This window comes from Paenibacillus jepli (assembly GCF_047238105.1).
In the GTDB taxonomy this organism is placed as follows: Bacteria; Bacillota; Bacilli; order Paenibacillales; family Paenibacillaceae; genus Paenibacillus_D.
In genome coordinates this window covers 2,512,617-2,534,670 of sequence record NZ_JBDFMD010000001.1, presented here as the reverse complement: position 1 = coordinate 2,534,670, position 22,054 = coordinate 2,512,617, and the positions used below count along the sequence as shown (strand labels likewise).

The 22,054-nt window shown below is 57.1% G+C and carries 16 protein-coding genes; 13 read left to right on the top strand and 3 right to left on the bottom strand.

Translation table 11 applies throughout. The annotated features are described in order from the left end of the window. Positions 1-28 precede the first annotated feature (28 nt). Positions 29-1,885 (bottom strand): helix-turn-helix domain-containing protein, encoded by a 1,857-nt coding sequence (locus ABC336_RS11110; RefSeq protein WP_413238730.1) that lies wholly within the window; start codon positions 1,883-1,885, stop codon positions 29-31. A gap of 162 nt (positions 1,886-2,047) precedes the next feature. Here ABC336_RS11110 and ABC336_RS11105 point away from each other — a divergent pair, with 162 nt between their 5' ends. From ABC336_RS11105 to ABC336_RS11055, 11 genes are all read left to right on the top strand, one after another. Further along, on the top strand, positions 2,048-2,770 hold the full coding sequence (locus tag ABC336_RS11105; RefSeq protein WP_413238729.1) for an alpha/beta fold hydrolase: 723 nt from the start codon (positions 2,048-2,050) through the stop codon (positions 2,768-2,770). Next, a complete protein-coding gene (locus ABC336_RS11100) occupies positions 2,767-3,951 on the top strand; it encodes a M20 metallopeptidase family protein (protein ID WP_413238728.1) in 1,185 nt (394 codons plus the stop codon). The genes ABC336_RS11105 and ABC336_RS11100 overlap by 4 nt, the downstream gene beginning before the upstream one ends. Positions 3,952-4,526: 575 nt before the next feature. Continuing rightward, on the top strand, positions 4,527-5,819 hold the full coding sequence (ltrA, locus tag ABC336_RS11095; RefSeq protein WP_413238727.1) for a group II intron reverse transcriptase/maturase: 1,293 nt from the start codon (positions 4,527-4,529) through the stop codon (positions 5,817-5,819). Between the two features lie 511 nt (positions 5,820-6,330). Continuing rightward, positions 6,331-8,145, top strand: coding sequence for a cache domain-containing sensor histidine kinase (locus ABC336_RS11090; protein ID WP_413238726.1), 1,815 nt, complete (start codon positions 6,331-6,333; stop codon positions 8,143-8,145). Further along, complete coding sequence (locus ABC336_RS11085) at positions 8,135-9,766, top strand: response regulator transcription factor (RefSeq protein ID WP_413238725.1); 1,632 nt, start codon at positions 8,135-8,137, stop codon at positions 9,764-9,766. Before ABC336_RS11090 ends, ABC336_RS11085 begins: the two co-directional genes overlap by 11 nt. Continuing rightward, positions 9,763-11,163 carry an extracellular solute-binding protein gene (locus ABC336_RS11080; protein WP_413238724.1) on the top strand — a complete coding sequence of 467 codons (1,401 nt, stop codon included), beginning with the start codon at positions 9,763-9,765 and terminating at the stop codon, positions 11,161-11,163. The genes ABC336_RS11085 and ABC336_RS11080 overlap by 4 nt, the downstream gene beginning before the upstream one ends. A gap of 265 nt (positions 11,164-11,428) precedes the next feature. Beyond that, a complete protein-coding gene (locus ABC336_RS11075; RefSeq protein ID WP_413238723.1) occupies positions 11,429-12,022 on the top strand; it encodes an eCIS core domain-containing protein in 594 nt (197 codons plus the stop codon). Between the two features lie 194 nt (positions 12,023-12,216). Next, a complete protein-coding gene (locus tag ABC336_RS11070) occupies positions 12,217-13,572 on the top strand; it encodes an extracellular solute-binding protein (RefSeq protein ID WP_413238722.1) in 1,356 nt (451 codons plus the stop codon). Between the two features lie 108 nt (positions 13,573-13,680). Beyond that, positions 13,681-14,577: a carbohydrate ABC transporter permease gene (locus ABC336_RS11065; RefSeq protein ID WP_413238721.1), complete on the top strand. Its 897-nt coding sequence runs from the start codon at positions 13,681-13,683 to the stop codon at positions 14,575-14,577. A 62-nt stretch (positions 14,578-14,639) separates the two neighbouring features. Next, positions 14,640-15,467 (top strand): carbohydrate ABC transporter permease, encoded by an 828-nt coding sequence (locus ABC336_RS11060; protein ID WP_413238720.1) that lies wholly within the window; start codon positions 14,640-14,642, stop codon positions 15,465-15,467. Next, positions 15,467-17,353, top strand: coding sequence for a glycoside hydrolase family 66 protein (locus tag ABC336_RS11055; protein ID WP_413238719.1), 1,887 nt, complete (start codon positions 15,467-15,469; stop codon positions 17,351-17,353). Before ABC336_RS11060 ends, ABC336_RS11055 begins: the two co-directional genes overlap by 1 nt. Positions 17,354-17,510: 157 nt before the next feature. Here ABC336_RS11055 and ABC336_RS11050 read toward each other — a convergent pair whose 3' ends face one another. Both ABC336_RS11050 and ABC336_RS11045 read right to left on the bottom strand, forming a co-directional pair. Further along, the gene (locus ABC336_RS11050) at positions 17,511-18,038 is read right to left on the bottom strand and encodes a nucleotidyltransferase family protein (protein ID WP_413242489.1); all 528 of its coding nucleotides are present in this window, start codon (positions 18,036-18,038) and stop codon (positions 17,511-17,513) included. A gap of 577 nt (positions 18,039-18,615) precedes the next feature. Next, positions 18,616-19,506 carry a helix-turn-helix domain-containing protein gene (locus ABC336_RS11045; RefSeq protein WP_413238718.1) on the bottom strand — a complete coding sequence of 297 codons (891 nt, stop codon included), beginning with the start codon at positions 19,504-19,506 and terminating at the stop codon, positions 18,616-18,618. Positions 19,507-19,654: 148 nt separating this feature from the next. On the opposite strand from ABC336_RS11045, the gene ABC336_RS11040 reads away from it, so the two are divergent. Continuing rightward, entirely contained in the window at positions 19,655-20,494 is an 840-nt protein-coding gene (locus ABC336_RS11040; RefSeq protein ID WP_413238717.1) for a phytanoyl-CoA dioxygenase family protein, read from the top strand. A gap of 424 nt (positions 20,495-20,918) precedes the next feature. After that, positions 20,919-21,938: a hypothetical protein gene (locus ABC336_RS11035; protein WP_413238716.1), complete on the top strand. Its 1,020-nt coding sequence runs from the start codon at positions 20,919-20,921 to the stop codon at positions 21,936-21,938. Positions 21,939-22,054: the final 116 nt, after the last annotated feature.

Below are 22,054 nucleotides of genomic sequence, written 5' to 3'. Positions count from 1 at the left end.
TTCGTCAAGCTCTTATCTATACCATTCCCTAATTATGTTCCTTGTAATCGTCAAGTTCCCGATTAAAATCGAAGCCCCTGCCAAAGGCTTCTGTTAAATGAACCGCCAATTGCACTTGCAAATAATCCTCGAAACGATTGAAATCCAACCCCAGCATTTCTTCGATTCTGCCGATGCGCTGATAGAGGGTGTTAATATGCACATGGAGTTCAACTGCGCTCTGTTGGGCCGATTGGTTCGTCATCACATAGATGCGCAGTGTCCGCAGCAGCTCCTCGCTATGGCGGTGGGTGCGAAGGGGCATAAGCAGCTGTTCCGTGAATCGCGCCACCTCTTCGGGGTGTCGATTGAGGAATAGGCGGTTGACTCCGATCCGCTCATACCGCATGACCTTGCTGTGGCCGCTCTTCTCCATATAGGCTAACGCTTGGAGTGCCTCTTCATGGCTCCTCGCCACATGCGCCGCGCCGGTTCCGGCAGTCCCCAGACCCGCCTTCAAGCGGATGCCATTGAACCCCTCGTACGGGGCGATCAAAGATGCTAATGTGCGCTCGCAAGCATCGCCTTGGGACTCGTCTTCGAGATTTGCCGTCAGGATGATCTTGTCATGAAAGCCGAACAGCAGGCCGCTTTGCCCGAGCGGCGAGCGTCTTATCCGGGATGCGATGCGATGGATGGCGACGTTCAATGACTGCAAATCGCCGTAAGCAGATACTTCTACGGCAATTACCCTCAGCGGCTTTTCCCAATGCAGTCCCAATGCTCTGCCTTGGGCCAGCAAGGGCGCGCTTTCTTTCTGATACAGCAATTGATTGAAATAATCGTAGGTTTTCTTGTAGAAGATCTCCGCCACGCTCATCCGCTTCACCAATTCCAGTGCCAATACGGCATCCGACTGCTCCAGCGCAATGCGTTCAAGACGCTCGGGCGCAGTCGCGGTCTGAAGAACAAGACAGCCCAGCAGTGTCCCGTGGCCGAGGATTGGATGCAGGTATAACGACTTTTCGCCTTGAGCGTTGTCCCACACCTTCGCTTCGAGGGGCGTCGTACGCCGGCCAAAGAGCCAGGTAATCTCCTCTACGCCGATAAGAAGGGGAGCGTGCGTGTCGGGGTAGTGCTTCAGCTCAAGCATATCGACAAACGACAGACGCGGCTCGACCAGCTGTTGCAGTTCGTTCAGGATCGGCGCGAGGCCTCTATCCTGCAGCGACAGACGCGTCAGCCTCTCGTGGATCTCATTGCGCTTGGCCAGGTACGTATTTTGCGCTTTCAACTGCTCGCTTAGCGCGGTCACCTCCTGGAGGCGCAGCTTGACTTCCTCATGCAGCCTGGCGTTGCGGATCGCAACGCCGGCCTGGGCGGCGAAGGTCTGCAGCAGCTTCATGTGACGGCTCGTTACGGTTCCTTCTTTGTGCAACTGGTACACCGTCATCACCCCGAGGCGAGTCCCTTCCACGGAGACGGGGACGCTGATCATGGCTTTGACCAAGCGGCTGTCCAGAGCGGCGTGGAGATGGGCGTAATTCTCCGGAGTCATATTGGTCATCGAGGAATAGATGTCAGCGTGCGAATGAAAGATTCGCGGCTGTCCGTCCTGATAGACTTTACCGGTTATCCCTTCCCCTTCTTTGGGAGCGAATTGCGCGATTGAAGCCGTCATGCCTACGCTGCCTTTGCTGCAAAGGCAGTCCAACTGATCATCATACAATTGAAACAAGCCGCAATCGGCCAATGGCAGCACGGCGAGTGCGTAAGAAGTGATGCGGCGGAGCACTTCACCCAGCTCCAGGGAAGAAGTTGCCGCGTGGATACAGGCAGTTAAGTTCTCCATCTCCGTTTCTGCGGCATCCTTTACATTGGAAGTCAATCCATCGTCATAATCCACAGCTTCCGCCCCCCAAACAAGTGTATAGACATACAATTAATCTTGTTGAAAGTTGTGTTTTTCTACATTGTACAATTCTGGCTACATTATATACTAAGTAAAGAAACATATCTATTTCATTGATATGGCAGGTTAATTCACATTGGAGAAGGAGTGATCGAGATGTCAACGTATGTTCTCGTCCATGGCTCTTGGCATGGCGCCTGGTGCTGGGAAAAAATCGTGCCTCAGCTGGAACAAGCGGGCCACAGGGTGCTCGCCGTAGAGCTGCCGGGAAACGGTACAGACGATACCCCGGTTTCAGAAGTAACGTTGGAGAGCGGTGTGAACAAAACGCTGGAACTGTTGGACAAGGCAGATGAACCTGTCGTTCTGGTCGGCCATAGTATGGGCGGGGTGACGATATCGCAAGTCGCGGAAGAGCGTCCGGACAAGGTGCAGGCCCTGGTATACGTAACCGCATTTATGCTCGCAGACGGCCAGTCGCTGCTGAATATTCCGACCGATGAGGAAGGGCTGCTGGCCCCGAATATGATACCGTCTGAGGATGGCTCCTACGTCACGGTACCACGACCGTTGCTGACGGAGATCTTCTATGCATGCTGCGATCCGGCCGACGCGGAGCGGGCAATCGCACGCTTCGGAGTGCAGTCGCTGGGACCGCTGCCGACGCCGCTGAAGCTGACAGAGGGCCGATACGGCCGTATTCCGCGCTACTACGTTGCATGCCGAAGAGACAGAGCCATCACGCACCGGTCGCAGCAAGAAATGATCGAAGCCCTGCCGTGCAAGGAAGTATACACGCTGGATGTCGACCATTCTCCCTTTTACTCGGCACCTGATCAGCTGACCGGGATTTTGACTGAGATCGGCGGCAAGGGATGACGCTGCCGTTGCCTTCGTTGGTTGCGGAACTGATTGATTTGTATCCGGAGCTGGTTACGCTGCGCCGCCATTTCCATATGCATCCGGAGCTGTCATTTGAAGAGGTCGAAACCCCTCGCTTTATTGCGTCCTACCATCGCAAGCTTGGTCTTGATGTGAGAACCGGTGTCGGGGGCCGTGGGGTAGTTGCTGTACTTGAGGGCGCCGAGCCGGGCAGGACGATTGCGTTCCGGGCGGATTTTGACGGCTTGCCTATCGAGGACGCCAAGACAGTAGCCTACCGATCGACTGTGAAGGGCGTCATGCATGCTTGTGGTCACGATCTGCATACCGCCGCGCTGCTGGGGACCGCAAAGGTACTAAGCCGCCATAGGGACAAGCTTCATGGCACGGTGGTCTTCATCCATCAGTTCGCTGAAGAAGTCATCCCCGGAGGGGCGCTTCCTATGATCAAGGACGGATGTCTGGAGGGGGTCGATTTCATCTACGCTGCGCATGTCGGATCGCAGTATCCTGCTGGTACGGTAGCTGTAGGAGAAGGCTATCGGACAGCCGCCGGAGATACGTTTGCGATCGACATCATGGGCAAAGGCGGACACGGCGCCATGCCCCAGCTTACAGTTGATCCGCTCATCATCGGCTCCCAACTGCTGCTGCAGCTGCAGCTCATCGTCAGCCGGCAGATCGATCCGCTTCAGTCGGCCGTCGTTACGGTGGGATCCTTCCAAGGGGGGAACGCCTATAATATCATTCCCGATACGGCACGGCTGACCGGTACAGTGCGCACATTTGATCCTGCCATTCGCGATCAGGTGGAGCAGACCATCGGCCGCATGACCGCTGCCGCGTGTGACTGTGCGGGAGCGGAGCACCGCTACCAGTACACGCGAGGCTACCCGGCGTTGTGGAACAGACCGGAAGAGAGCGCTCGCGTCAGCCAGCTCGCAGAGGCGCTCATCGGAGCGGATAACGTCATCCACGACGCGCCTTCGATGGGGATGGAGGATTTCGCCTACTATCTGGAGCAATGTCCAGGCGCCTTCTTCTGGGCTGGCGGCCGCAATCCGGACATCGACGCGGTCTTTCCCCACCATCACCCCAGGTTCGATGTGGATGAACGGGCCATCCTGACCATTGCTCAGCTGTTTCTCTCCCTGGTAAGCGATCATGAACGACCATAAGGCAAAGGTCCGGGCACTGCCGTCATTGCGGCTTCCCGGGCCTTTTTTGAAATAGCGTGCCCAGAGGCACGCATCTTCTAGCCGGTGAAAGTCCGGTCGCGGGAGGGGCCAAGCCCCCGCGTAGCTAGGATACTTGCGTAAGGCGAAATCTTCACGTAAAAGCGTATCGACGAAAGTACCCGTCAGAGACGGGGCGAGCAACGTACCAGGCCGTAACATAAAGTGAATTCTGCCGCGTCGTCAAAAAGGCCTCGCAAGAGGGAAGAGGGGATGCCGAGTCTCGTGTTTTTGGACGAAGGCCATGGAAGCTGCATAGAACTTGGAACGGTAGTGAAGAATCCCCCGGCGTAAGGGAATCGGCATGGTATGAAAGAAGATGCAGTGAACTGGGGAGGCCCTCACCTGCACGAAGTTTTTTTTTCGTAGCGAGATGCTCTATAAGCCCAGAAGGTGAAATGAACCATCTGCAGGAAGGGAGTCCGAGGGGCTCATAGTACCGATGAACGCAGGACAACACAACCTGCGGGAGGGAAGGCGCCCTGCTTTGTTCACGTTTCTTAAGGAGGTACGAGTCAGTGAATGCCAAAAGGCTAACAACACCAAAGGAAAACGTTCAACAACTCCAAGAGAAACTAGGTCATGCGGCCAAGGAAAACAAGAAGCGAAGATTTCACGCACTGTATGACAAGGTCTACCGGCTAGACTTTCTGTGGGAAGCATGGCAAAGAGTACGAGCCAACAAGGGCTCAGCTGGAGTAGACGGAGAAACGCTAGCGGACATCGAAAAGCAAGGAGAGGCACTCTTCGTGCACGAATGTCAGCGGCTACTTAAAGAAGGCGAATATCGTCCGCAACCAGTAAGACGCCACTACATCCCAAAGAAGGATGGCAAAAAGCGACCGCTAGGTATTCCTACGGTCAGAGACCGCGTCATTCAGATGGCAACCAAGCTCGTCATTGAGCCCATCTTCGAAACGGATTTTCAGGAAACGTCATTCGGGTTTCGGCCAAAGAGAAGTGCGAAGGGAGCGCTGGAACGTATCCGAAAAGCATGCAACCGCAAAGGAAATTGGGTGGTCGACGTCGACATCCAAGGTTACTTCGACAACATCAATCAAGAGAAGCTCATGAAGCTGGTGGAAATGCGAATTAGCGACAGGCGAATCTTGAAGCTGGTGAGGAAGTGGTTAGGTGCGGGGGTTATGGAAGAAGGAAACGTTCGACGCTCAGATTTAGGCACACCTCAAGGTGGAGTCATTTCTCCGCTACTTGCGAACATCTACCTAAATTACTTTGACATCCTTTGGGAACGACATGGTAGTAAGGTTGGGCAACTGACGCGTTACGCAGACGACTTCGTAGTCATCTGCAAGACGAAGAAGGATGCGGATCGGGCATGTGAACTCATTAGAGCAATCATGGAACGCCTAGAGTTAACGCTGCATCCAACCAAAACGCGTATTGTCGGACTATGGACAGGAGAAGAAGGCTTCGACTTCCTAGGCATGCACCATCGAAAGACGAAAGCGGAGACATCCAAGGGTAAAGTATACTTTACGACCCAGCAGTGGTTGTGCCGGAAGGCCGAAGAGCGAATTAGAGAGGTCGTGAAGGAGCGACTCGCTCCACCGAGCATGCGGCATAAGTCATTCCACGAGCATCTGGAATATCTAAACCCGAAAATACAAGGCTGGCGCAATTATTATTATACCGCCTACAGCAAAAAGATGATGGCAAAGCTGGACTGGTACATCCTCCAGCGACTCACAAAATGGTATGCCAAGAAGCGTCAACGATCCCGATGGATGAGTTCGTTACGCGAAGTGAGGTTGTTGACCACACAATGCGGACTTAAAACGCTTTTGTAATCTGCATGCACATGAATGACGAACATCGGAAAGCCGTATGAGGGAAAACCTCACGTACGGTTTGATGAGGAGGGGCTGGGCTCCACCCAGCCTTTCACTCTAGTAAGAAAGTATATGTTTACACATCTACTTGGCTTCTATTTCTCCGGAATGAAACTTGCGACGCCGCCAGAGGACGGCGATAGCCGTTTCACCTTGCCGGTCGCTTCAGCGACCGGGCTGGCCGTTCACCGCGCTCCATCCAAGGTATGAACGAGAGCATTTAGCCTCCAGTGCGGTTAAAGGCGAACGGAGCAGGTCTACTCCAATTTTTCGTGCTGAATCCGCAAACGTGTTATACTTTATGCAATCGCTTACAATTTGTTTTATAGGGTTTTCTTCATTCTTGGAAGCAGCATTCGCCAGTTTGCCCGATGGCATTGCTTTTGCTTTACTACTCCGGCCGCCATGGACGACAATATAGGTACAATGCATTTTTCACCGGGCGTAATAGTGGAAGGAGGGAGCGGGGATGCTCCGCAACTGGTTCAGCCGTCGTCTGTCCACCAAGCTGGTCGTCACCATGCTGCTGATGCTCGGGGTGTCGATCACCTTTACGAGCCTGCTCTATTACCGGGATTCGACCGGCATCATCGCCGACCAGGTGCGCGAGTCGACGCGACAGTCCGCCAAGCAGTCAGCCGACTATATGTCGCTGATCCTGACTGTAGCCAGCGACATGAGTCTGCAGATCTCCCGCGATGCGACGATCCAGCGGGTCATCCAGGAAGAAACGCGCGGCTCGCTGACCGTGGACGAGCGGTTCCGCATCAAGGAGACGGTGGATCAGCTGTTGAACAATCTCGTCTACACCAACTCTTTTATACGCAGCATCTATCTGCTCAAGGAAGAGGGCAGCAACTGGGGCAGCGGCATGTTCAATACGTCGAAGGTGCGACGGTACACGCTGAGCGAGCATGACTGGTATACAGACGTCGTGTCGGGAGAATCAGATGACCGCTGGCTGCCGCTGCAGTACGACCCGTTCAGCGGCGGCTCCAACACGGAGCTGGTGCTGACGTATGTGAAGCCGCTGCGGAACTTGCAGACGCGGGAGACGATCGGCGCGATCGTGATCAATCTCGACGGGCATGTCGTGCTGCAGGCGATCGAGCGGATCCGGCTCGGCAAGACGGGCAAGTTCTTCGTCGTGGATGCGGAGGATCGTCTGATGATTGACGCCGGCACCCAGAGCTGGAGCAGCGAGATGCTGGTCAGCGAGGCGTGGCAGAGGATGCGCCAGTGGAGCAGCCTGCCGCCGGAGTTCGAGCTGGAGCTGGCCGGCGTCCGCTACTATGCGGTAACTTCGCCCATGGAGAGCGGCTGGGTCGTGGTGGGGAGCGTGCCGATCGGGGAGATCGTCGGCGATATCCAGAATATCCAGTACAAGATCTGGCTCTACTCCGGGATCCTGCTGCTGCTGGCCTCGCTCGTCAGCTGGCTGTTCTCCCGCCGGATCACCTCGCCGCTCAAGAAGCTGATGCGGCAGATGGCTCAGATCGAGAAGAGCAACTTCCGCGCCGTCACCGAGGTCACCTCGCAGGATGAAGTCGGCCAGCTCAGCCGGCAGTTCAACCGGATGCTGCACCAGATCGAGCAGCTGATCCTTCAGGTCAACACGGTCGAGTCCAAAAAACGGGAGGCCGAGATGCGGGCGCTGCGGCACCAGATCAACCCCCATTTCCTGTACAATACCTTGTCCACGATCCGCTGGATGGTGAAGTTGGGGCGGTACGACGGCGTCTATAACGGCATCTCCGCCTTGGTCCAGCTGATGGAGGCCAGCATGGAGAAAAGAGGACCGTTCCTGACGATCCGCGATGAGCTGACCCTGATCGACAAATATATGGTCATCCAGCGCTTCCGCTACGATGCCCAGCTGGAGTTGACGGTCCACTGCGATCCGGCGCTGCTGGATGTATCAATCCCGCGCATGTTGCTGCAGCCCGTGGTGGAGAACGCCATCTTCCACGGCATCGCGCCCAGGGAGACGGGGGGCCGGATCGGCATCGCGATCAACCAGGAAGCGGCCGGCAGCCGCCGGCAGATCTGTCTGCGCATCGAGGATGATGGTGTCGGTATCCCGCCGGAACGGCTGGGCGAGCTGCTCTCGCCGGGGGAGCGTGCGCGCTCGGGGATGCTCGGCATCGGCCTGAGTCATGTGCATGAGACGATCCAGCTGTATTATGGCGAGCAGAGCGGACTGCGCATCCGCAGTGAGCAGGGAGCGGGGACGATGGTCGAGCTGCGACTGATCATGAAGGAGGATGTAGACGATGCCGTATAAAGTATTCGTCGCCGACGACGAGCCGATGATCCGCTACGGGCTGATCTCCTGCATCGCCTGGGAAGAGGAGGGCCTCCAGCTGCTGGGCGAAGCGGCCAACGGCGAGGCGGCGCTGCGGAAGCTGCAGGAGGAGCCGGCGGATATCCTGATCACCGATATCAAGATGCCGCTGATGGATGGGTTGGAGCTGGTGCGCCAGGCCAAGGCGCTCAATCCGCAGGTGCAGGCGATCCTGGTGTCCAGTTACAATGATTTTGAGTATGCCCGCGAGGCCGTCAAGCTGGGCGTCGTCGTCGACTATCTCCTCAAGCCGACCATGGAGCCTGAAGACCTGCTGGGCATCGTCCGCACCTGCAAGGCGAAGCTGGATGAGGAGCGAGAGCGGCAGCAGGATGAGGAGCGGGCAGCCCTGATCGAGCAAGGCACCCGGATGCAGCGCCTGGAGGGCGAGCTGCGGGGTATCCTTACCGGTCGCCGGTCGGTACCGTCGTGGATGCCGGAGTGGATGCACGGGCCGCTGATCGCTGCGATCTGGCGCCATGTACCGCAGGCTGGCGAGGCGGAAGGAGCGCTCGATCATCTGCTGCAGCTGGAGAAGGCGATGGCCACGCTGGCCGAAGGGATCCCGGGCAGCCTGGCCTTTATCGTAGGCGAGCAGGAGTTCCTGCTGCTGCTGTCCGACCAAGGCAGCGGCGGCTTTGCCGCTATAGAGCAGGCACAACGCCGGATGAAGCAGGAGACGGGGCTGTTGTTCACCGTAGGCGTATCGCCGTCGTTCCACCACTGGAAGACGCTGCCCGAGGCTTGCCGCTGGGCCAGACTGGCGAGCTGCGAATCGTTCTTCGCCGGCGAAGGCCGGTGCTTTGCCGGCAGGATCGTACCGCCCCAGCCGCTGGAGTCTGACCAGCCGCCGGCCGAGTGGCACGGCCCGTTCCAACAGCTGCGCGAGGACTTCTCCCGCGCCTGTGCAACGGCAGACCAGACTGCAGGGAGGAAGGTGCTGGAGGGAGTCTATGCCCTCTGGCAAGCCCGCACGTATACCAGGGCTGAAGTCGTCACGCAAGCGCAGAGTCTGCTGACCATCCTGTGGTCGCGCAGCTACAAGCACAAGTCGGAGCAGATGATGCTGCAGATCCTGGACCAGCTGCAGCATATCCGCACGATCCCTACCCTGCGGGAGCTGATCGATCGGGTGAGCCGGGAGTACGAGCGCCAGTGGACGCACGAGGGCATGGAGCTGCTTCCCGTCGACTCCGGCAGTGCGCATATGATTCAGCTGGCGCTGGCTTATATCCAGGAGCATTACCGGCGCGAGCTGTCGCTGCAGAAGGTGGCGGATCATGTGCACATGAGCAAAAACTATTTCAGCGAGCAGTTCAAGCGCCGGACAGGGCTTAATTACATCGATTTCGTCATTCGGCTGCGGGTCCATTATGCCAAGCAGCTGCTGGCGGATACCAGCCTGAAGATCCACGATATCGGCCTCATGTCCGGATTCAACTCGCCCAAGCACTTCCTGAAGCTGTTCAAGCGGGAGGTCGGCTGCACGCCTGCCGAATACCGGCTGCAGGCGGCGAGCGGGGCGCCGGAGACGGAGGCGGGAAGGGGAGGAGACGGATGAGCAAGAGCGATGAGGGGCGGACGGCGACAGCCTGCGGGAAGGGGCGACGGGGCAATGGTGCCCAGGGGACACATGAAGCAGGCCGCTGGGCCGTCAAGGCCGGGAAGTCATGGCTAAGGCGTGCAGCCTGCCTTGGTCTGTTGCTGGCGATGGCGACGACGGCCTGCGCGCCGCGCAGCCTCGTGCCCGAGACAGGACCTCCGCTGGCAGAGGACCCGCAGCCGGAGGCGGCCGCTGCCGTTCTGGAGTTCTGGCATACGTACAGCGAGCTGGAGGAGCGCGTCTTCCGCGAGGAGGTGCTGCCGCTCTTCGAGGAAGCGCATCCGGATATCCGCATCCATGCCGTACGCAAAGACTACACGGAGCAGCTCAAGTCCAATGTCATGGCTTCCGCAGCCGACGGCCAGCAGCCGGATGTGATGCGGATGGATATCATCTGGGTGCCGGAGTTCGCCAAGCAAGGCCTGCTGACCGAGCTGTCCGGCCTGGAGGGCTTCGAGGCGATGAAGGCGCAGTTCATCGGCTCGCTCATCGAGACCAACCGGTATGGCGACGGCTACTATGGCCTCCCAGTCAATGCCAATACCAAAGCGGCTATCTTCAATATGCGGCTCCTCCGGGAGGCCGGACGGACCGAGCCGCCGGGGAGCTTCGATGAGCTGGTCGCAGCGCAGGAGAGGCTTGGCGACGTCTATCCCGGGCTGTCCAGCGTCGGCATCTGCTGCGCAGCCTCCTGGGGTACGCTGCCGTACTTCTGGACATTCGGCGGGCAGTTGACCGACGAGGGCTACACGCGGGCGAGCGGCTACCTGGACAGTCCGCAGAGTCTGGCGGCGATATCCAAGCTGCAGGACTGGGTCGAGCGGGGCATCGTCAGCCGCTCGATCCTGACCGGCGATCCGGGCACCTGGGACGGCATCCTCAAGGGCGAGCTGCTCATGATCGACGAAGCTCATTGGTTCTACTCGGCCAACCGGGAGGGCGAGCATGCGGAGGTGCTGTCGGATATGGTCGTGGCGCCGTTCCCGGATGATGTCCGGCAGGGTACGTCCATCATCGGAGGCGAGAACTTGGTGTTATTCGGCAACGCCAAGTATCCCGAGGAAGCTTGGCGCTTCATCCGCTGGATGATGCAGCCTGAGCCGCAGCTGCTGATGGCCCGCACCGGCCTCATCCCGACGATCCGGGAGGTCCAGCCGGAGGGCGGCGAAGCATGGTTCGCGCCGTATGCGGACCAGTTGGACCGGGCGCTGCCGCGGCCGCCGGTCCCGGCGTGGACGCAGATCGACGACGAGTTCGCGCGGATGATCGAGCGCATCCTCACCGGCGAGCAGCCGCTGGAGGAGGCGGTCCGGGCATCTGCGGCGCGCATCGACGCCCTGCTGGCGGAAGGGTAGCGGCTGCAGCACCGAAGCTGCTGCCGGTGAGAAAAGCTGCAAACGGATAGTGATCCACTCCCATCGCCTAAGTGACCGTTTTTTGCGTTGCGATGGGCTCCGCTTGGGCATTGCGCTAGATTGCGCCATCATTTACACTGATTATCAATGACATGGATACGCTGTAGTCTGCAGGGCACGGCATCGCGCCGGGCAACGGTTCGGACGAGCTTAATCGGATTGCGGAGCAATCCAAATCTACAGTGGCGTAAGCCGGAGGTATGTTATGCAACGATATGACGCCAGAAGCGCGCAGTCACAGGAGAAAAACAGTCGGTTGTCCCAGCGCGTCGAGCCGAGCCCGCTGCCGTCGCAGGGGGGCATCAGTCAGCTCCAGAGCGGCATCGGCAATAAGGCCATCGGGCAGTTGATGAAGGCGTCGCGGTCAGCCAAGTCCGCCCCGTTGCAAAGGAAGGCAAAGGATAACGGCCTGCCGGCCCCGTTGAAGAGCGGGATCGAAAGCCTCTCCGGGATAAGTATGGATGATGTCAACGTGCATTATAACTCCCCCAAACCAGACCAGTTGAACGCGGCGGCTTATGCGCATGGAACGGATATCCATCTCGGAGCAGGACAGGAGCAGCATCTCCCGCATGAGGCTTGGCATATCGTGCAGCAGGCGCAAGGGCGTGTCCGTCCAACAGCGCAATTGAAGGAGATGGCGGTCAACGAAGACCCGCAGCTGGAGCGGGAAGCGGACGTGATGGGCAGTCGTATAGCCCAGGCAAGCAGCAGCAGTGTCACACAGATGAAAGGCAAGACGGAGGTGTCTGGAAGCAAATTGGATCAATTGAAGGAAATGATCGAAGAAAACAACTAAGCGTTGATCCTTGAAGGTCGCTAATATTCCGGGGCGCCGGTAATTATCGCACCACACTGACAACGGGCATCCGCTTGCGCGCCAAATTCATGAATAAAGCGTACCAAACCCGAACGTAGGGCCATCTTCCGGATGGTCCTTTTGCGTCTATACTGAAGGTGCGTCACACACCAAAGTATAGGGGGATTAGAAATATGAAAGCGCGCTCACCCTGGTTGACTAAAACCTCGGCGGTCCTGCTGGTAGCCGCCATGCTCGGCACGGCCTGCTCGAGCAGTCCGGCCAATACACCGCCGGCGGATAGCGGCAGCAGCACCGGCACCAATACAGGTACGAACGCGGGAACGGGGACGCCGCCGCCCGAGGCCAAAGCGGCGACGATTGAATTCTGGCATGCCTACGGCGAAGGCGAAGAGCAGGTGCTGCTGGAAGAGGTGCTGCCGAAGTTCAAGAAGCAGTATCCGCATCTGACCGTCAATCCGACCCGCATGCCGACGGAGAATCTGGAGCAGCAGGTAATCACGGCCGTCGCGGGCAATGTCGCGCCGGACATCATGCGGATGGACAACACGTGGATTCCGAAGTTTGCCCGCGAGCAGGCGCTGCAGCCGGTCGACGGCTTCCCGGATTTCGCCGCCCTGAAGGACGCTTCGTTCGAAGCGCCGGTATCGACCAACTTCTATGACGGTCAGTACTACGGCATCCCGCTGGATACCAATACGAAGATCGCCATCTATAACAAGGAACTGCTGGCGGAGGCCGGCGCCACCGAGCCGCCGCAGACGATGGAGGAGCTCGCCGATCTGGCGCGGGCGCTCCAGCAGAAGGATCCGGGCAAGTTCGGCATCACCATCGGCGGCGTCGACGCCTGGAATATGCCGCCGTGGTTCTGGTCGCTGGGCGGCCGGATTACGGATGACGAATATACCAAGGCTACCGGTTATCTGAACAGCCCCGAGAGCGTGCAGGCGCTGGAGACGATCATCGGCTGGCATGACGAAGGGCTGCTGGCGCCGCCGATCCTGGCCGGACAGCCGGGCACCTGGGAAGGCCTGCGCGGCGAGGAAGGCACGCCGGCCACTTATATGATGATCAACGACGGCCCATGGTTCTTCAGCATCCTTGGGGATAGCGTCGCCGAGACGATGATCCCGGCCAAGATGCCGAGTGGTCCGGACGGCAGCAGCCACTCCGTCATCGGCGGTCAGAACCTGGTCATCTTCAAAGGCGCCAAGGAGCCGGATGCCGCCTGGCAGTTCGCCCAGTTCATGTCTACCGAGGAGATCCAGGTGCTGATGGCCGTCAAGACCGGCGCTATCCCGACCAACCGCGCCGCCGCACAAGCGGATGAGCTGAAGGAGATCCCGTATCTGCAGGCCTATGTCGAGGAGCTGGAGACAGCGCTGGCCCGGACGCCAAGCGCCGAGTGGGATAAGATCAGCCAGGCGTTCCAGACGGCTTTTGAGGCGGCACTGCGGGGGCAGGCTGAGCCGCAAGCGGCGCTGGATGCCGCAGCGGCAGAGATCGACGGCCTGCTTGCCCGCAGCTAGTCTAATGGAGAGGCCGGCGCACATGCTGCCGGTTGCCTCTCGCCCTGCAAGCGCAGAATATACCAAGCCGGCCATCCGCTCTGGCCGGCGCCGCAGGAGTGAAGCTTCATGAGAAGAGCCATCAGGCAATACGTGCAGGTCGCGCCTTATCTGTCGCTGGGCGTGCTGCTGACCATCGTGTTCGTCCTCTACCCGCTGGTCAAAGGGATTTATATCAGCTTTTTCGAATACAAAGTGCTGGCTCCCGAGGCGAGTCTGTTCGTCGGCTTCGACAACTATGTGCGGGCGATCCAGGATCCCAAGGTGCTGATCGCGCTGCGCAATACCGTTCTGTTCGCCCTCGTAACGGTGCCCGGACAATGGCTGCTAGGCGTCATCGTCGCGATGATGGTCAACATGCGCACGATCCGCTTCCGGCTGTTCTTCCGTTTCGTCTATTACCTGCCGGTCATCAGCTCCTGGATCGTCGTCTCGTATCTGTTCAAGTTCCTGTTCACAGACAGCGCCAGCGGCATGGTCAATTATCTGCTCGTCGACCTGCTGCATGTGCTGCCCGCGCCGATCAACTGGCTGCAGAATACCTGGACGGCCAATCTCGTCGTCTGGCTGGTGAGCATCTGGAAAGGCGTCGGCTGGGTCATGATCATGTATCTGGCCGCGCTGCAGTCGGTGCCCAAGTCCCTCTACGAGGCTGCGTCGATCGACGGCGCCAAGGGCGTCCGCACCTTCCTGCACATTACGCTGCCGCTCATGCGCCCGATGACGACGTACGTGCTGATCAATCTGATCATCGGTTCGTTCCAGGCGTTCATCCAGGTGTTCCTGATCACCGAGGGCGGCCCGATGGACTCCACGCATCTGCTGAGCACGTATATGTTCCGTCACGCCTTCCAGTTCTTCGACTTCGGCTATGCTTCGGCAATCAGTGTCATGATGGGGCTGTTGATCTTCGTGATGACCTACAGCCAGCAGCGGACGTTCGGCAAGGACCGCATCGAATATTAACCCCCTCGTCCGCTTGGCGCATCAGTATCATGCGGGCGGGCAGGGCTTTGGAGGGAGACATCATGGCCAAATGGTCCACCTGGGCCGTTCATACGCTGCTGGTGCTGGGCATCTTCGTCGTCATCGGGCCGTTCGTCTACATGGTGATGACGTCCCTGACGACCGACAACTTCAGTCTGCCCAGCCCGACCAAGCTGCTGCAAGCCGAGAAGACCCTGGTCAATTACTCGGACGCCTGGTCCAAAAACAATTTTAGCCGCTACTTTCTGAACAGTATGTTCATCGCCTCGGTGACAATGGTGCTGTCGCTGTCGCTGGCGGCCTCGACGGCCTATGCGTTCGCGCGCTTCCAGTTCCCGGCAAAGGAATTCCTGTTCAAGCTGTTCCTGTTCACCATGTTCGTGCCAGCAATTCTTAATATCATTCCGCAGTTTACCGTCATCCAGGCGGTCAATCTGGTCGATACGTATCCAGGTCTGATCCTGCTGTATATCGGGACGGGCGTCGTGGGGAGCACGTTTTTCCTGCGCGGCTTCTTCGAGCGGATCCCGGTGGAACTGGAGGAGTCGATCATCATGGACGGCGGCAGCCGCTGGACGATGTTCTACAAGATCTACATCCCGCTGTCGCTGCCGGCGATCGGCACCTTGGGCATCTTCGCCTTCTCGGGGACCTGGGATGAGTTCATCGTGGCGCTGACGATTATCAAAACCGAGATCAACCGGACACTGCCGATCGCGCTGCAGCTGTTCCGGGGACAGTATGCCACGTATTACGGCTTGTTCTTTGCAGCCTCGATCATCGCGCTGCTGCCGATTCTCGTGATTTTTACAGTATTTCAGAAACAGTTCGTCAATCCGAATGTGACCGAAGGCGGTGTGAAGGGATAATGAAAGGGATTCAACTGGAGACGGACCGGGCGATGTATCGTCCCGGGGAGAAGATAACGATCCAAGTGACGCTGCCGGCCGGTCTCAGGGGGCCGATCGCATGCGAGTGGGTGGTGATGGATCTGGAGCAGCCGGTGCGCCGGTGCTCTTGGATCGTAGGACAGGTGGCGAGGGCAGCTGGCACGCTGCAAGGCGAAAAGGCCGCTGGGCGGGACGGTTTGGCGGACGGTGAAGCGGAGACGCAGGGGATCGCCCGGCACAGTGTACTGGAGGTGCCTGGTCGGATGACGGAGGCAGGCGATAGCCGCTTGGAGGCGGCCGCTTCTATCGAACAAGCAGATCGCCCGGATACACAGACGTTGGTGCTGGATCCTATATCCGATGGCGGCGGCGCGTACGGCTTTTTCCTGACCGTCAGAGATGAAGAAGGGCAGGAGCTGCGCGGGGAGATCGCCTTCGATGTCGCCGAGCACTGGCGGGAGGCGCCGCGTTATGGCTTCCTGAGCGACTTCGCGCCCGGCGATACGGATGACAGCGATCTCGCCTTCCTGCGCCGCCATCATATCAACATCGTCCAGTTCTACGACTGGATGTATCGCCATGACCAGCTGGTGCCGGATGCCGAGGATGAATTCACGGAGCCGCTGGGTCGGCGCATCTCGCTCTCGGTCGTCAGCCGCAAGATCCAGGGGCTGGAGGCGGGCGGTATGGCGGCCATGGCCTATGCCGCGGTCTATGCCAGCTTGTCCGACTATGCGGAGGCGCACCCGGAGCAGCTGCTCTATAATAACGGCGGTCAGCCGTACAAGCTTGGCGATTACTATCACATCATGGACATCTCCCCGGACTCGGCCTGGACGCAGCATATTCTGCAGGAGTTCGCCAAGGTGATTGGGCTTGGCTTTCACGGCCTGCATCTCGATCAATACGGCTTCCCGAAGCAGGCGATCCGCCGGGTGGATGGCCGCGAGGAGGTCGTGCGGCTGAAGGAGAGCTACCCTTCCTTCATCGGCCAGACGCGGGAGGCGCTGCCTTCAGCGGGGTTAATCTTTAACAACGTAAGCAGTTATCCCGTTCATACGACCGCGGCCACGCCGCAGGATGCGATGTATATCGAGGTGTGGGATCCCGTAGCGACACTTGCGCAGCTCAAGGAAAATATCGACCGCGCCCGCGAGCTGTCGGGAAAGCAGGTCATCCTTGCCGCCTATCTGCCGTGCTTCCAGAAGGACAGCGGCGTGCCGCAGGCGGAAGCGGAGATCGGGGCGACCGTGGCGATGGCGTCGATCTTTGCGAGCGGCGGCTATCATCTGCTGCTGGGCGAGCAGGGCAATGTGCTGGCAGACTCCTATTATCCGAATTATGGCCAGGTATCTGATGCGTTCTCCCTGACGCTGACCCGCTACTACGACTTCATCGTCATGTACCGCAATTTGCTGTTCGACCTCAGGCTGGAGGACATCTCCATGACCTTTGCCGGCGGCATCAACACGGAGATCGTCTTCGCCAGTGACGGTGTGCGATTCGCCCCGGACCTGACGCCGGACTCCGTCTGGAATATCGTCAAGGAGCGGCCGGGCTATACGATCATTCATCTCATCAATGTTCGCGGTCTGGACAATCTGACCTGGCACGCGGGCAAGTCGCAGCCGCCGACGCTGACCGAGGCGATCGAGGTGAAGGTCGAGATGCTGGAGGCGGTCGAAGGCGTCTACTGGACGTCCCCGGACGGCGACTCGATGCAGGCGCAGGCGCTGGCCTTCGACTGGGTGCCGAAGGATGACCATCAGGGCAGCTATCTGCGATTCGTCGTGCCCCGGCTGGACTATTGGACGATGGTGTACATCAAGACGAAGCATGGTGTGGCTGTGAGGGCTGGGGGATAACTGTCCGCTAAACACAAATAGACCGCCCCTCCTAAGGTTAACGGGTTCCCTTTTTGGGTGCAAAATCAATATTGACAAAACTATTGACTTAGTTTTTGACGCAAGTAAACTCAAAAATCCAGCGTACATACGCTGGGTTTTTGGCAAATTGCTAAGTTTAGTAGGATTGTTGAATATGATGAACCTTTACCTTGCCCCAAATGCTCTTCCAATCCTTCTTAACAATACGTTCTTCATAGATTTTTGCTCTTTCTTTTGTTTCTTTAAAATAAGGTGTTGGCTTTAACAATAAATTTAATACATCTTCAATTCCACAAGGGGCTGTTAAGACTAAGTTGTTTTGCTCATCTAATGTGAGTCCTAATGCTGTTGCTGTTTCAGGAAATTTTGAGATAGCGTCAGTTGATGAAGAATAAGGCGGTATGTTATTTACAACGTGCATTCTCGCTTCATTCTTGACAGACCAAGGGATTTGAGGGTTTATACTTTTAAGTTTTTGTTCCAAGTGCTTTTCTACTTTTTCATCGAGATTGCTATTATCGAAATAGATAACATCAACATCGGGCATTGGTGTCCGTTCAGTATAATCATGAAGTTTATCCCAGATTTTTGAACGAACAAAACCCGCACAGACCCACCAGTCAGGCAAATTCAAAGATTTGGCGTTTTGTAAGATTTTCATCATCCATTCATCATCTTTCACAAGTTGGATTATGTCTTGCTCACTTTCTAATTTCAAAATTATTGACCTCCGAACATATATTCTTATTATAACTGATAATAAGAAAATTGGAGGGAATTTCTTACGTGAAATAAATGATGTCTTTTAGCGTGTATTGCTTATCTGTTAAAGTTAAACGTTGGGCAGGAGTGAGTTTTGGCTTATCCCACGAAAACCGATAAAAGCTTTACATATAAGGAAAAAGAGACATTCAAACTATGGTCAGTTTGAATGTCTCTTTTATAGTAAATCAAGTGCTTTGTACCTCAAAGGGGAACCCATTACTCCTAAGGCATGCGGTCTATTTGTGTGTCGAAATGGAGCCTACCGCCCTTAAAAGCGGCTATTGCACCTGAGAGTCGTGTTGGCGCACGGCTCTCTTTGCATTGTACGCACGTTCTGTAGTTATTATAACATGAACGGCTGATGTTTGCGAAAGCAAAGATTTTATTTGAAATCCTAAACTATATGTTTCGTTGCGAAACCGGTGCTTAAGAGGCTGGTTATGCCTTGCGATACTTTTCACGATAGCCGCCTCGCCCTATTCGCTCAACAGACTCTGCCCCGTACGGCCGCCCCGGCGGTACTTGCCGGGGGACAACCCCCGTTCGCGGGTGAAGGTGCGCGTGAACGCATGCACGGAGCCAAAGCCGCAGTGCTCGGCGATCTCGGCGATCGGCTGTTCCGTCTGTCGCAGCAGATGGGCGGCGCGGCTGACGCGCTCCCGCCGGATGAAGCGGCTGAACGACTCGTGGATGCCCCCGCCGAACAACCGGGACAGGTGGCGCGGCGAGATATGCAGATAGCTGGCCACTTCCTGGAGGGTGAGGGGGGCCTCCAGGTTATCGCGGATATATCGTTTGCCCCGCTCCAGCAGATGCACCGAGCTGCCGGTGACGGGGCGGGTCTGCGCGGCCGCGTCCGGGGCGAACAGGTGGCACAGGGAAGCTATCAGCAGAGCGGCTGCGGCAGGAAGCTGCTCGGTCGGCAGAGCCTGGCCGGCCCCCTCGGGTACGAGCAAGGCCCGCCACAAGGAAGCTGAGGCGGATGCGGCAGCTTCATGGACGCACACCGTTGGCGTCTCCGTCAGCCGCCGGTACTTCTCGGCGCCTTCCGGCCGGGAGCGGAGCTCATCCAGCTCGAAGGAGACATGGAGCAGCGCGAGCCCCGAATCGCTGCGGATCTGGTGAGTCACTCCGGGTCTGGAGCAGAACAAGGTGCCTGGCCGCAAAGGGTAGCTATTGTCCAGCTCCTTGTAAATACCCTCTCCATCCAGAACGCAGCAGATCTCTACGGATGAATGCTTGTGTACCGGGTTGTCAAAATGCAGCACATCGACGCCCCACCCGTGAATGTGCAGCGCCATGTCGCCACCCGGAAGCTCTCGGGCGTACTTGTTCAGCAGCAATGCGCTCTCTTGCCATCGGTACAACCAGCTCGCCTCCTTTCTTCGCCGTGTCCTGTCAGGTCAAAAAACTGTCTGCCTGAACCAAATACAACTTCATCGTAAAACATTACACTGGGGTTGTAAACGCTATACACCACAGGCGCGATAACGAAACCAGGAGGTCGAGACATTCATGATTAGGAATGATGAGAAGCTGAACGCAGGGACAGGAGCTTGCAGCGTCACCCCCACGGAAAAAGCATTCTACGAGGACAACGGTTATCTGCTTGTCCGGGGCGTGTTCGACTCCTCTGAGATCGAAGCGATGAGACAGGGCGTAGATGGCATCGTCGAACGGGCCTTGGCCGCCAATCGGCAGAGCAACCATGCGTGGCAGGGCGACTTTATGCCGGAGGAGCAGCTAAAGAAGGTCGTGCTGCGCGGCTTCCATGACGTGCAGTATCATGATGCCTCATTTCTGCGGGCGATGATTCATCCCCGGATGGTAGAGGTGCTGACGGCGCTGATCGGTCCCGATGTACAGATTCATCACTCCAAGATGCTGGTCAAGCCGCCGGAGAATGGCGCGGCGTTCCCGATGCATCAGGACTATCCTTACTTCCCGTTCAAGCGTCACACGATGTTGGCCGCGAGCGTCCATCTCGATGACGCCGATGAGCAGAACGGCTGTCTGCGCGTCATCCCGGGCTCCCACAAACAAGGCCCGCTGCCCCATATAGGCAGACACTATCTGGACGCCAAGCAATATCCGATCGCAGCAGGTACACCTTGCCCGGCACAGGCAGGGGATGTATTGTTTTTCAACTATCTGACCATTCACGGCTCCGACTGCAACCGCAGCGACCGTACCCGGCGCAATGTGCTGTACCAGTACCGTTCGGCACATGACGAGGCAGCGGATGACGGCCACGTCAACTGGGGGGCGGGCCTGATGGTGAGCGGCCATCAGCCGGACTTCGACCAAGCGCAGCCTAGATTTAAGCTGGAGTTGGAGACAAAAGACCCCTCATAATCGCTTTCTTTAACCTACTATGCGCTCAGCTAACTGGCGGATGTATCCACATTTGGCTGAGCGTTTTTTTGCGTTCATTTGTTGAAATCTGGAAACATTTCAAGGGGCCGGGGCGTCTAGAGTGGAGAATAACAACGAGAGTGAGGTGCTCCGATTGAAATACTGGAAAAGTATGATTGGTTCGATCGCAACGGTCGTCGTATTGGCGGGATGTGGTGCGGTTCCTTCTGAAGTGAGCCAGCTTGACGTGTTGTCCGCTACAGCCCCAACAGGCCAACAGGTATCGGATATCCGAAGTGAGCCGCGAGGACTTCCTTAAAATAGTAAGAAAGTATATGTTTCACACATCTACTTGGCTTATATTTCTCCGGAATGAAACGCGCTGCGCCGCCAGAGGACGACGACAGCCGTTTCACCTTGTGCAGTGACGTCTGGCAGCAAACTTAGTTACAGTACATTCTCCGAGCTGGATGCGCACACCGGCCTTGTTGTAAAGGGAACTAAAGTCGGTGCAGCGGACGTTATTTTGACGCGAGAAGGGGTGGACGGGCTCGTCACAGATAACCGTACGTTATCCATTTTCGTATTACATGAAATATTCAAAAACGAATCCGATCATGACCTTGCTGACGGGCAAACGATTGTCGTCCAGGAAAATGCAGCGGCTGACGTAACAACAGTGTATAGCACGGCAGGCTACCAGCTGATGAATGAACAGGAGGACTACCTGCTCTTTTTGCGGGAAAGCCTGACTGATCCCGGGGTGTATATCATCCGCGGCATTGTCTATGGCAAAGTGCCTGCGGCGGAAGCTGACAACTTGTTGGCAGATTTGGCGGATGTTCAGTTCCAGGGCAGCGAGCAGACGCGGGCACGATTAAAGACCATTTTCGAAGACGCGCGGACAGCTTATTTGAAGGAGGCTGTGGAGGACGTTATGAGCATTGAAACGTTCTATTTCAAACAGCGCAGCGTAGAAGATTTGGAGAGAGAGGCGGATGTCATCCTTAAGGGAACGCCGAAAAACAGGTTTGCGGATCGTGAACATGTGACGACGACCTTCAGCGATGGCACCGTTCAAGATTTCTATACGATGACCCAATTGAGCGTAAGCGAAGTTGTGAAGAAGCCTGCGGAGTTGGATGTGAAAGCCGGGGACGACTTTATCGTGGCCGAGCCTATCGGCTACATGGATCCTGCGGCAAAGACCGGGAAAGTAACCCCCAATGATTATGTGGAATTAAAGAAAGGGAACGAGTATCTCATTTTCTTGAAAGCAAATGATGAAGGGACTTACTTTGTCATGAACCTGAATCTGGGTAAATTTGATCTAAGCGGCGGACTTGAACTGTCTCCTTCGATCTCCGCTGCTGCAGCGGATAGCTTCAAAAAGGAATATCAGAAATTCTGGGATGAACTTGTGGGAAAATATCAGTTGAAATAAGTGAATGCCAGTCTGGGAGGCTGGTCTCGTGCACACCGACCGTCTTGAGAGGGCGGTCGGTTTGCGTGTGATGGGCCTTGCGGCGCTGTAAGGTTAAAAATTAGATCTGGTGCGGT

What these genes read in the sequence shown, in the direction of transcription:
- ABC336_RS11105 (WP_413238729.1), top strand. Translation starts at nt 2,048, where the DNA reads ATGTCAACGTATGTTCTCGTCCATGGCTCTTGGCATGGCGCCTGGTGC.
- ABC336_RS11100 (WP_413238728.1), top strand. Translation starts at nt 2,767, where the DNA reads ATGACGCTGCCGTTGCCTTCGTTGGTTGCGGAACTGATTGATTTGTAT.
- ABC336_RS11090 (WP_413238726.1), top strand. Translation starts at nt 6,331, where the DNA reads ATGCTCCGCAACTGGTTCAGCCGTCGTCTGTCCACCAAGCTGGTCGTC.
- ABC336_RS11085 (WP_413238725.1), top strand. Translation starts at nt 8,135, where the DNA reads ATGCCGTATAAAGTATTCGTCGCCGACGACGAGCCGATGATCCGCTAC.
- ABC336_RS11080 (WP_413238724.1), top strand. Translation starts at nt 9,763, where the DNA reads ATGAGCAAGAGCGATGAGGGGCGGACGGCGACAGCCTGCGGGAAGGGG.
- ABC336_RS11075 (WP_413238723.1), top strand. Translation starts at nt 11,429, where the DNA reads ATGCAACGATATGACGCCAGAAGCGCGCAGTCACAGGAGAAAAACAGT.
- ABC336_RS11070 (WP_413238722.1), top strand. Translation starts at nt 12,217, where the DNA reads ATGAAAGCGCGCTCACCCTGGTTGACTAAAACCTCGGCGGTCCTGCTG.
- ABC336_RS11065 (WP_413238721.1), top strand. Translation starts at nt 13,681, where the DNA reads ATGAGAAGAGCCATCAGGCAATACGTGCAGGTCGCGCCTTATCTGTCG.
- ABC336_RS11060 (WP_413238720.1), top strand. Translation starts at nt 14,640, where the DNA reads ATGGCCAAATGGTCCACCTGGGCCGTTCATACGCTGCTGGTGCTGGGC.
- ABC336_RS11055 (WP_413238719.1), top strand. Translation starts at nt 15,467, where the DNA reads ATGAAAGGGATTCAACTGGAGACGGACCGGGCGATGTATCGTCCCGGG.
- ABC336_RS11050 (WP_413242489.1), bottom strand. Translation starts at nt 18,038, where the DNA reads ATGATGAAAATCTTACAAAACGCCAAATCTTTGAATTTGCCTGACTGG.
- ABC336_RS11040 (WP_413238717.1), top strand. Translation starts at nt 19,655, where the DNA reads ATGATTAGGAATGATGAGAAGCTGAACGCAGGGACAGGAGCTTGCAGC.